This is a genomic window from Bacteroides sp. MSK.20.12, from assembly GCF_019052435.1.
In the GTDB taxonomy this organism is placed as follows: domain Bacteria; phylum Bacteroidota; class Bacteroidia; order Bacteroidales; family Bacteroidaceae; genus Bacteroides; species Bacteroides xylanisolvens.
In genome coordinates, this window is record NZ_JAHQVH010000060.1 from 21149 (window position 1) to 30587 (window position 9439).

The window sequence follows — 9439 nt, forward strand, 5'->3', positions numbered from 1 at the left end:
GATGATATGAAGATTTATCATAAGTTTTTATTGTATCAGAATAAACTCCTAAAACCCTATGTACGTATTTTGTTAGGGCTGATAGAAGCACTCACTTATCTGGCGTCTTTATCATTGATTGTCGGAGTAGTATATGAACATGGCTTTCCCTTGTCTATTGATGAAGTGGCGAATTTGCAGACATTGTATAAAACTGTCTGGATCATTTTTCTGATTGATGTCACTTTACATATCTCGCTGGAATACCGGAATACTAAAAAGCAATACCGGCGATTAGCCTGGATATTGAGTGGATTGTTATATCTCACGTTGGTACCTGTTATATTCCATCGTCCGGAAGAAGAAGGAGCTATTTTGCATATTTGGGAATTCTTACATGGGAAGTTTTATCATCTTTTGTTATTGTTAGTTCTTTCTTTCCTCAATCTGTCCAATGGGCTGGTGCGTCTGTTGGGACGGCGTACCAATCCGTCTTTGATATTGGCAGTTAGTTTTATGGCTATTATTCTGATTGGAGCAGGCTTGTTGATGCTTCCGCGCTGCACGGTAAATGGTATCACCTGGGTAGACTCTTTATTTACCGCTACCAGTGCCGTATGCGTTACAGGCTTGGTACCGGTAGACGTGTCTACTACATTCACCACTTCAGGATTAGTTGTCATTATCCTGCTGATTCAGATTGGCGGATTGGGAGTGATGACATTAACCAGTTTCTTCGCCATGTTCTTCATGGGGAATACCTCCATTTACAACCAGCTTGTTGTGCGTGATATGGTTAGTTCCAATTCATTAGGTTCTTTGCTGTCTACTTTATTATATATATTAGGCTTCACTTTAGTGATTGAAGGGATCGGTATGGTTTCGATTTGGTTTAGTATTCACGGAACGTTGGGAATGACTCTGGAAGGAGAGTTGGGTTTTGCTGCTTTCCATTCTATTTCAGCTTTTTGCAATGCGGGCTTTTCTACGCTTTCCGGCAATTTAGGAAATCCGATGGTGATGACTAACCACAATTGGCTGTTTATTACCGTTTCTCTATTGATTATATTTGGTGGTATCGGTTTCCCCATCCTTGTCAATTTCAAGGATATTGTATTGTATCACCTCCGTCGTTTCTGGAAATTGATTCGTACCCGCAAACTGGATCGGCATAAAATGCAGCACCTCTATAACCTGAATACGAAAATCGTGTTAATCATGACTTTTCTGCTTTTATTAATCGGCACATTGGCTATTGCTGCTTTTGAGTGGAATGGTTCTTTTGCCGGTATGCCTGTGGCAGATAAGTGGACACAAGCTTTCTTTAATGCCACTTGTCCGCGAACAGCCGGTTTCAGCAGTGTCGACCTGGCATCATTGAGCGTGCAGACATTGTTGGTTTATCTATTCCTGATGTGGGTGGGCGGTGGATCACAGTCCACGGCAGGTGGTGTGAAAGTGAATGCTTTTGCGGTCGTAGTTCTGAATCTTGTAGCCGTATTGCGTGGCACTGAACGAGTGGAAGTGTTCGGCAGGGAATTGTCTTACGATTCAATCCGGCGTTCCAATGCAACAGTAGTCATGTCATTGGGAGTCTTATTCATTTTTATTTTTACATTGAGCATACTCGAACCGGGTGTTTCCATTATGGCATTGACTTTCGAATGTGTCTCTGCGCTTAGTACCGTAGGTTCCAGTCTGAATCTGACCCCTCATTTGTGCGACGCAAGCAAACTATTGGTGTCTTTGTTGATGTTTATTGGTCGTGTGGGGTTAATAACATTGATGTTGGGAATCGTCAAACAGAAAAAGAATACAAAATACCGTTATCCAAGTGATAACATCATAATAAACTAAAGCTATGAAGTATATTATTATTGGTTTAGGAAATTACGGCCATGTGTTGGCGGAAGAACTGTCCGCCTTGGGACACGAAATTATAGGTGCGGATATAAGCGAAAGTCGTGTAGATTCCATCAAAGATAAGGTTGCTACAGCTTTTGTCATTGATGCTACTGACGAACAGTCATTATCAGTGTTGCCATTGAATAGTGTGGATATAGTTATTGTAGCGATTGGAGAGAATTTTGGTGCGTCGATACGAGTCGTTGCCCTGTTGAAGCAGAAAAAGGTTCCCCGTATTTTTGCCCGTGCTATTGATGCCGTACATAAAGCGGTGCTTGAAGCTTTTGATCTGGAACGAATCCTGACCCCGGAAGAAGATGCTGCCCGCAGCCTGGTACAACTGCTCGACTTCGGTACTAACATGGAAGGATTCCGCATCGATCAGGATTATTATGTTGTGAAGTTCACGGTTCCGGAGAAATTTGTAGGATATTTTGTGAATGAGTTAAACCTGGATGAAGAGTTTCATTTAAAAATGATAGGATTGAAACGGGCGAATAAGATCACCAACTGCCTGGGTATCTCTCTGACCGAGCTTCATGTGAAGAATGAATTACCGGGAAATGAGAAAGTGGAAGAAGGAGACGAATTGGTCTGCTACGGCAGGTATCGTGATTTTCAGGCCTTCTGGAAAGCTATTTAGCTAGAGTACTTATAACGTCGCTTTTATTGAGCACAAGTGAGCAAGTTTCAGAGATAGTTGTATGAAGAAACCCATCGGACTTCTTTTCAGTGAAGAAATCCGGTGGGTTTGTTATATGCTGAAGCGTATGCCTTATTTCGTCTGAATACGAATATTTCCGGCTTTCACTCCGTTTGCTTTTGCTGTAAACACAATCTCTCCGACAGTTTCACCGGCTTGCAGAATAGCTGTCAACATACCGTTGAAAGCATGCATTTTTGGAAGATGGAATTGTTCAAGGTTCGTCGGATCGCCATTGGCGGCAGCACGATATTTACCTGTTCCCTTTACCGAGAAATTTATCTGACGATTATCGGCTGGGCAGAGGTTACCGTCTTTGTCTACTACTTTAACAGTCACATAAGCCAGGTCTTTTCCATCTGCAGTCAGTTCGTTACGGTTGCTTACCAGTTCGATGTGATGAGGCTTTCCGGCAGTACGGACTACTTTTTCAGCTACCGCTTTTCCGTTTTTGTCGTAGGCTACTACTTTCACTTCCCCCGGTTCGTACTTTGTATCCATCCACATCAGACGATAGCGGTTCTTTAGCGAACTATTATTCTTGCTTTGTTTTCCATAACTTTTGCCATTGATAAACAATTCGGCAGTAGGATAATTAGTGTACACAAAAATGGGAGTCACTTCACCTTCACGTCCCGGCCAGGTCCAGTGAGGCAGGATATGTAAGGTTTCCGCTTCCTTGTTCCACACGCTACGGTAAAGATAATAGCGGTCTTTGGGTAAACTGGCAAGGTCGATGATACCAAACATTGAACTGTGGTTAGGCCATGAATCCGTATCGTATGGTGACGGTTCACCCAGATAATCAAATCCGGTCCATACGAACTGTCCGATGGTCCAATGATGATCGTCAGCTAATGCAAAGTCCTCGTCCGGAATATTCGACCAGGGACAAACCTCCACATCGTATGAAGAGCATTGATGATCTTCATATTTGGCCCCTTTCTTATCCTCCACCGGGAACTTGTACACGCCGCGTGAGCTGACAGTAGAAGCCGTTTCGCTTCCCAGAATCAGATTCTGCGGGAGTTGGTCGTATGACTCCTGATAGCGTTGCGTACGGTAATTAAGTCCCGGAATATCAATCATTGCTGCAAATCCGTTGGCAAGTACACAAGTCACCTGGTCCATTCCGCAAGTGACAGGACGGGTAGGATCTTCACGATGGCAGATATCCTGCAGGAATTTGGCCACTTTATAACCGACAGGACTGCATTGAGTCGGTACTTCGTTGCCGATACTCCACATAACGACGCAAGGGTTATTCCGGTAATTATGAAGCATATTTATCATATCACGTTCCGCCCATTCATCGAAGTAGCGGTGATAACCATTTTCACATTTGGCGATATCCCATTCATCGAACGGTTCGATCATCATCATAAATCCCATTTCGTCACACAATGCAACGAGTTCGGGAGTCGGCATATTATGAGAAGTACGGATCGCGTCGCATCCCATATCTTTCAATAGCGTAAGCTGATGACGCAGTGCTGCTACATTGATAGCGGCGCCCAACGGACCTAAATCGTGGTGATTGCATACACCCTGAAATTTGCGGTGCTCCCCGTTCAGGTAGAATCCTTTGTCGGCAATGTATTCAATGCTGCGGATACCGAAACGTGTGGTGTAAGTATCTACCAGTTTATCATCCGCATAAATTTTAGAGACAGCCTTGTAAAGCGACGGACTTTCCGGCGACCAGAGTTCGGGCGCGTTTACAATAAAATTTTGTTCAAAAGGTTGTCCGTGATTGATGCGGCTTGTATTCTCTTTCCGGGTAACAACTTTACCTTCCGGAGAAAGAATTTCCGTCTCTACACGGATGGCTGTTTTCTCACCGGCATTGTCTATCTTCGTTTGGAGACGTACGGCTGCAAAATCCTTGTTGACGTGAGGAGTTGTGATTTGCGTTCCCCATACAGGCACATGGATTTTGTCAGTCACAATCAGGTGTACATTGCGATACAGACCTGCTCCCGGATACCAGCGCGAAGATTGCGGACGGTTTTCCAAACGCACGGCAAGCGTATTGTTTTTACCGTTTTTATTCAATAAGGAAGTCACATTACAGTGAAAAGAATTGTAGCCGAAAGGCCAGAAACAAGCTTCTTTTCCGTTGATGTAGACACGCGCTTCACTCATGGCACCGTCAAAGAGTAGTGTCACTTCTTTGTCGGCAGGGGCGTCAAAACTGGTACGATACCATCCGGTACCTACATAAGGAAGACCGCCGGTACGTCCTGTCTTCAAGGAAGCTTTTTTCTCAAAGTTCTGTGTCACTGCCACATTCTGAAGATCATTGTTCATGTCGAATGGACCAAAAATCGCCCAGTCGTGTGGAATAACAACCGATTCCCATTTAGTGTCATTGAACTCCGGCTGACTGGCCTCTTTAAAATCTCCTTTACTGAATTTCCAGTTCTTCTCCAGCAGTGCCTCACTGCGTTGCGCTTGCATAGTGCAGGCGGCGGCCATCAAAAGTACAGCTAATAACTGTTTGGGGTGTTTCATGTTCATTTTTACTTTTCAGGTATAAAATATTTTGGATTCGGCGTAAAGTTATAAAAAAGGATTCAATAATCTTATCTCTTGAAAGCATTAAATGCACTGGCCGGTTTGCCACTGTTGTCAAGCCCCCCTTTGTGATAGCCTTTCCATTCCTTCTTTCCTTCAAATGTAGGAAAAATGTCGGTTACACTTGTAAATATCCCGCTCTTTTTGTTCCTTTGCCATCTATTTATAAACAGAAAACTTACGTATGAGAAAACTAATTTATTTGCTTTTGTTGCCGTTGGCGGTGGCTGTGACTGCATGTGGCGGTAAAAAAGGATCTTCAGATAATCAGTCGCTGCTGGCAAGAATAGACAGTATAGATGCTCACGGATTGCAGCGTATGCAGACGTCTAAGAGCGAAACTAACTTTAAGTTCAAAGGAAAAGATTATCATTCCTTTGTTTCACGTACTCCGGACGAAAGTCTGCCTCATGTGACAAATGAGATGGGAGATACTTATGTCGACAATAAAATAGTGCTGCACCTGACACGTGGTAACGAAACGGTATTGAACAAGACATTTACCAAGAATGATTTTTCATCCGTAGTCGATGCAAAATTTCTCTCGAAATCTATATTGGAAGGAATTGTATACGACAAGACCACTCCGCAGGGCATTGTATATGCCGCAAGTGTTTGTTATCCGCAGACAGATTTGTATATGCCGCTTTCTATAACGATCACCGCCGATGGAAAAATGAGTATACGGAAAGTAGATATGCTTGAAGAAGATTTGAACGATGAAGCACCCAATTAAGCCTCCAAGCAGGTGCTGACAGCAAAATTACACAAATGTGAAAGCATTTGAGACAAACGAAAGGCAACCGATGAGGTTGCCTTTCGTATTTTTGCACCGTCAACAAACTTAATATCGAATAGAATGAAGAAAAGCATTTTTATTATTTGCGTGCTGGCATCAGGATGCACGGCGATGGCTGAACAAGTCGAGAAACCCGGTCCGGCTATAGAAACACAGACTTTGGTGCCACTAACCGAGCGTGTAAATGTACAGGCAGATTCGGCATGTGTCAATCAGATTATAGATGGTTGCTGGGTAGCAGTCGGAGCTAAAAAAACGCATGCCATTCAACGTGATTTCAACCTTATGTTCAACGGAAAACCTTCTTATCGTTTTGAACTGAAAGAAGATGATAACACATTATCCGGATATGCAGCGGGGGAAACAAAAGGACGTGCGGAATTTTCTTATTGTTATGCAACTTCCGATGATTTCAAAGGTAAACCAGCCGATACATATAAGAAAGCACAAATAATGAAAACTGTATATCATCATGGAAAAGGTATTTGTCCGCAAGGTGCTTCCCGCGATTATGAGTTTTCGGTATATATCCCTTCTACATTAGGCAGTGATGTTTCCACCATTTTTGCTCAATGGCATGGAATGCCGGATCGTACTTTGGTACAGACTCCACAGGGTGAAGTGAAGAAACTGACAGCTGATGAGTTCATGGAACTGGACAAGACTACTATTTTTAAGAAAAACATGGGATACGAAAAGAAACCCAAGCTGGACAAGCAAGGTAATCCGGTGAAAGACAAACAAGGCAATCCCGTTTATCAAGCCGGAAAGGCTAACGGATGGCTGGTGGAACAAGGTGGCTATCCTCCATTGGCATTCGGATTTTCCGGCGGATGGTTTTATATCAAAGCAAACTCCGACCGTAAATGGTTGACAGATAAAGACGACCGTTGCAACGCAAATCCGGAAAAGACACCGGTTATGAAACCTGTGACATCTACATATAAAGCATCGACCATTGCTTACAAAATGCCTTTCGCCGATTTTCCGAAAGATTGTTGGATTACATTCCGTATTCATATCGATTGGACAGTCTATGGCAAAGAGGCGGAAACAATTGTAAAGCCGGGTATGCTCGATGTACAGATGGACTATCAGGAAAAAGGGAAAAAGGTTAAGAAACACATTGTGGACAATGAGAAAATCATGATTGGACGTAACGACGATGATGGTTATTACTTTAAGTTCGGTATCTACCGTGTAGGTAATAGCACGAAGCCGGTATGTTACAATCTGGCAAACTATTCAGAGAGGTAATTAGTTAGAAGGTAGAAAGAGAGTGATATCCGGATGTTCGTTTAGTGGGCATCCGGATATTTTTTTATAGGTTAATAATCTAAAAAAATAATATCGCATTTGTCAAGTGTGCTTCAAGTCTGCAAAAAGATTTGTTTTTTTGTTGCTTGCCAAATGGTATAATATATAAAATAATTAGTGATGCAAATGATGAACAAAAATGGATTTAACCGGTGTGCGGAATTCTACATCGGTCGTTTGCGGAAGGAGGGACGGTATTCCACGGCGCATGTCTACAAGAATGCCATTTTTTCTTTCAGCAAATTTTGCGGCACGTCTAATGTGTCGTTCAGACAGATCACCCGCGAGCGTTTACGACGTTACGGGCAATATCTTTATGAGTGTGGCTTGAAGCCCAATACGATTTCTACGTACATGCGTATGCTTCGTAGTATTTACAATCGGGGAGTGGAAGCGGGCAGTGCGCCTTATATTCCGCGACTGTTTCATGATGTCTATACAGGCGTGGATGTCTGGCAAAAGAAGGCTTTGCCTGCTACGGAATTGCATAAGCTTCTGTATGAAGATCCCAAATCGGAACGTTTACGCCGTACGCAAGCTATTGCCGCCCTGATGTTCCAATTTTGTGGCATGTCGTTCGCGGATTTAGCTCATCTGGAGAAATCGGCACTCGATCAGAATGTACTGCGATACAATCGTATCAAAACCAAAACTCCGATGAGTGTGGAAGTGCTGAATACTGCAAAGGAAATGATTAATCAGCTTCGTAGCAAGGAAAATTCTCATCCTGATTGTCCGGATTATCTGTTTGATATTCTTCGTGGGGATAAAAAACGGACGGATGAAAGAGGTTACCGGGAATATCAGTCCGCTCTCCGTCGATTTAATAATTCTCTGAAGGACTTGGCAAGAGCTTTACATTTGCAATCCCCCGTCACTTCCTATACGCTGCGCCATTCTTGGGCAACGACTGCGAAGTATCGGGGAGTCTCCATTGAAATGATTAGTGAATCATTGGGGCACAAATCTATTAAAACCACACAAATCTACTTGAAAGGCTTTGGACTTAAAGAACGTACAGAGGTAAATAAAGGGAATTTATCTTACATAAGAAACTGTTGTGTAGGTAGCGTAAAAACTGTAAAGTGTTAATCATCAGAATTAAAATATGTGTGTTACTTCTTAGGTAACGGAACTTAAATTTGACGCAAAGATAGACAAAAACACGAATAGAAAGCAAATATTCCTCCACTTTTTTTCGTTTTATCTGAAACATAGAGCAAAAAACTATTCGAACATGAAATAACCTTATTTTCATGCTCTATACTTTTTATTGCCTGATCTCTAGATTTTCCCTGTTGAGTATTAGGCCTTTCCATATTTTACGCCTTTGTCATGTGTGTGATTTCTATTTTCATCATAGTGTACGCTTCGTGTATGTATTATCCGTTACCTAAGAAGTAACGGAATCACATGGGGTAAAAAAATATGATTTTAACGAAACCAAAATCAGTAAATGCCGGGCCTATTAGTGGGACAGGGGAAGGCGTAGCACACTCAAAACGCTGGTATGTAGCACTCGTTCGAATGCATCACGAGAAGAAGGTATCCGAGCGTTTGTCTAAGATGGGAATTGATTCTTTTGTTCCCGTTCAGCAACAGATCCATCAATGGAGCGACCGTCGAAAGATGGTTGATACAGTCTTACTTCCAATGATGGTTTTTGTTCATGTCAATCCAAAAGAGCGTATGGAAGTCCTGAGCTTCTCCACGGTCAGCCGTTATATGGTGATGCGTGGTGAAAGCACTCCTGCCGTTATTCCTGACGAGCAGATGGCACGTTTCCGTTTCATGCTCGATTATTCCGAAGAAGCAGTCTGTATGAATGATACTCCACTGGCGCGTGGTGAGAAAGTTCGTGTCATAAAAGGTCCTTTGAGCGGCCTTGTCGGCGAACTCGTGACTGTCGGGGGGAAGAGTAAGATTGCCGTTCGTTTAAATATGCTTGGCTGTGCTTGTGTAGATATGCCAATCGGTTATGTAGAACCCACAAAGATTAGTAATGACGACACAAAAAAACTTTAACGTATTTCTATTCATTCTACTACTAGGAGTTTTTTCTCCTTTGATGGCTCAAAATATGAGCGATTCTCAAGTATTGGAGTATGTCAAAGAGGGGATTAGACAAGGGAAAGAACAAAAACAATTAGCCTCTGAAC

At 42.7% G+C, this 9439-nt stretch carries 7 protein-coding genes; 6 read left to right on the forward strand and 1 reads right to left on the reverse strand.

Going from position 1 to position 9439, the window contains the following annotated elements:
* Positions 1 to 6 precede the first annotated feature (6 nt).
* Entirely contained in the window at positions 7 to 1836 is a 1830-nt protein-coding gene (locus KTR06_RS22285) for a TrkH family potassium uptake protein (protein WP_008021450.1), read from the forward strand.
* Positions 1837 to 1840: 4 nt separating this feature from the next.
* Positions 1841 to 2527 (forward strand): TrkA family potassium uptake protein, encoded by a 687-nt coding sequence (locus tag KTR06_RS22290; protein ID WP_008770828.1) that lies wholly within the window; start codon positions 1841 to 1843, stop codon positions 2525 to 2527.
* A 132-nt stretch (positions 2528 to 2659) separates the two neighbouring features.
* On the opposite strand, the gene galB is transcribed toward KTR06_RS22290, so the two are convergent.
* Positions 2660 to 5107, reverse strand: a complete 2448-nt coding sequence (gene galB, locus KTR06_RS22295) for a beta-galactosidase GalB (RefSeq protein WP_121959958.1) — start codon at positions 5105 to 5107, stop codon at positions 2660 to 2662.
* A gap of 241 nt (positions 5108 to 5348) precedes the next feature.
* On the opposite strand from galB, the gene KTR06_RS22300 reads away from it, so the two are divergent.
* The 4 genes from KTR06_RS22300 to KTR06_RS22315 all read left to right on the forward strand — a co-directional run bounded on the left by KTR06_RS22300 (position 5349) and on the right by KTR06_RS22315 (position 9305).
* Positions 5349 to 5900: a DUF4738 domain-containing protein gene (locus tag KTR06_RS22300; RefSeq protein ID WP_008021457.1), complete on the forward strand. Its 552-nt coding sequence runs from the start codon at positions 5349 to 5351 to the stop codon at positions 5898 to 5900.
* A gap of 123 nt (positions 5901 to 6023) precedes the next feature.
* Positions 6024 to 7220, forward strand: a complete 1197-nt coding sequence (locus KTR06_RS22305) for a heparin lyase I family protein (protein WP_217290819.1) — start codon at positions 6024 to 6026, stop codon at positions 7218 to 7220.
* Positions 7221 to 7406: 186 nt separating this feature from the next.
* A complete protein-coding gene (locus KTR06_RS22310) occupies positions 7407 to 8372 on the forward strand; it encodes a tyrosine-type DNA invertase cluster 3b (protein WP_120069587.1) in 966 nt (321 codons plus the stop codon).
* A 336-nt stretch (positions 8373 to 8708) separates the two neighbouring features.
* Positions 8709 to 9305: a UpxY family transcription antiterminator gene (locus KTR06_RS22315; RefSeq protein WP_008025447.1), complete on the forward strand. Its 597-nt coding sequence runs from the start codon at positions 8709 to 8711 to the stop codon at positions 9303 to 9305.
* Positions 9306 to 9439 lie beyond the last annotated feature (134 nt).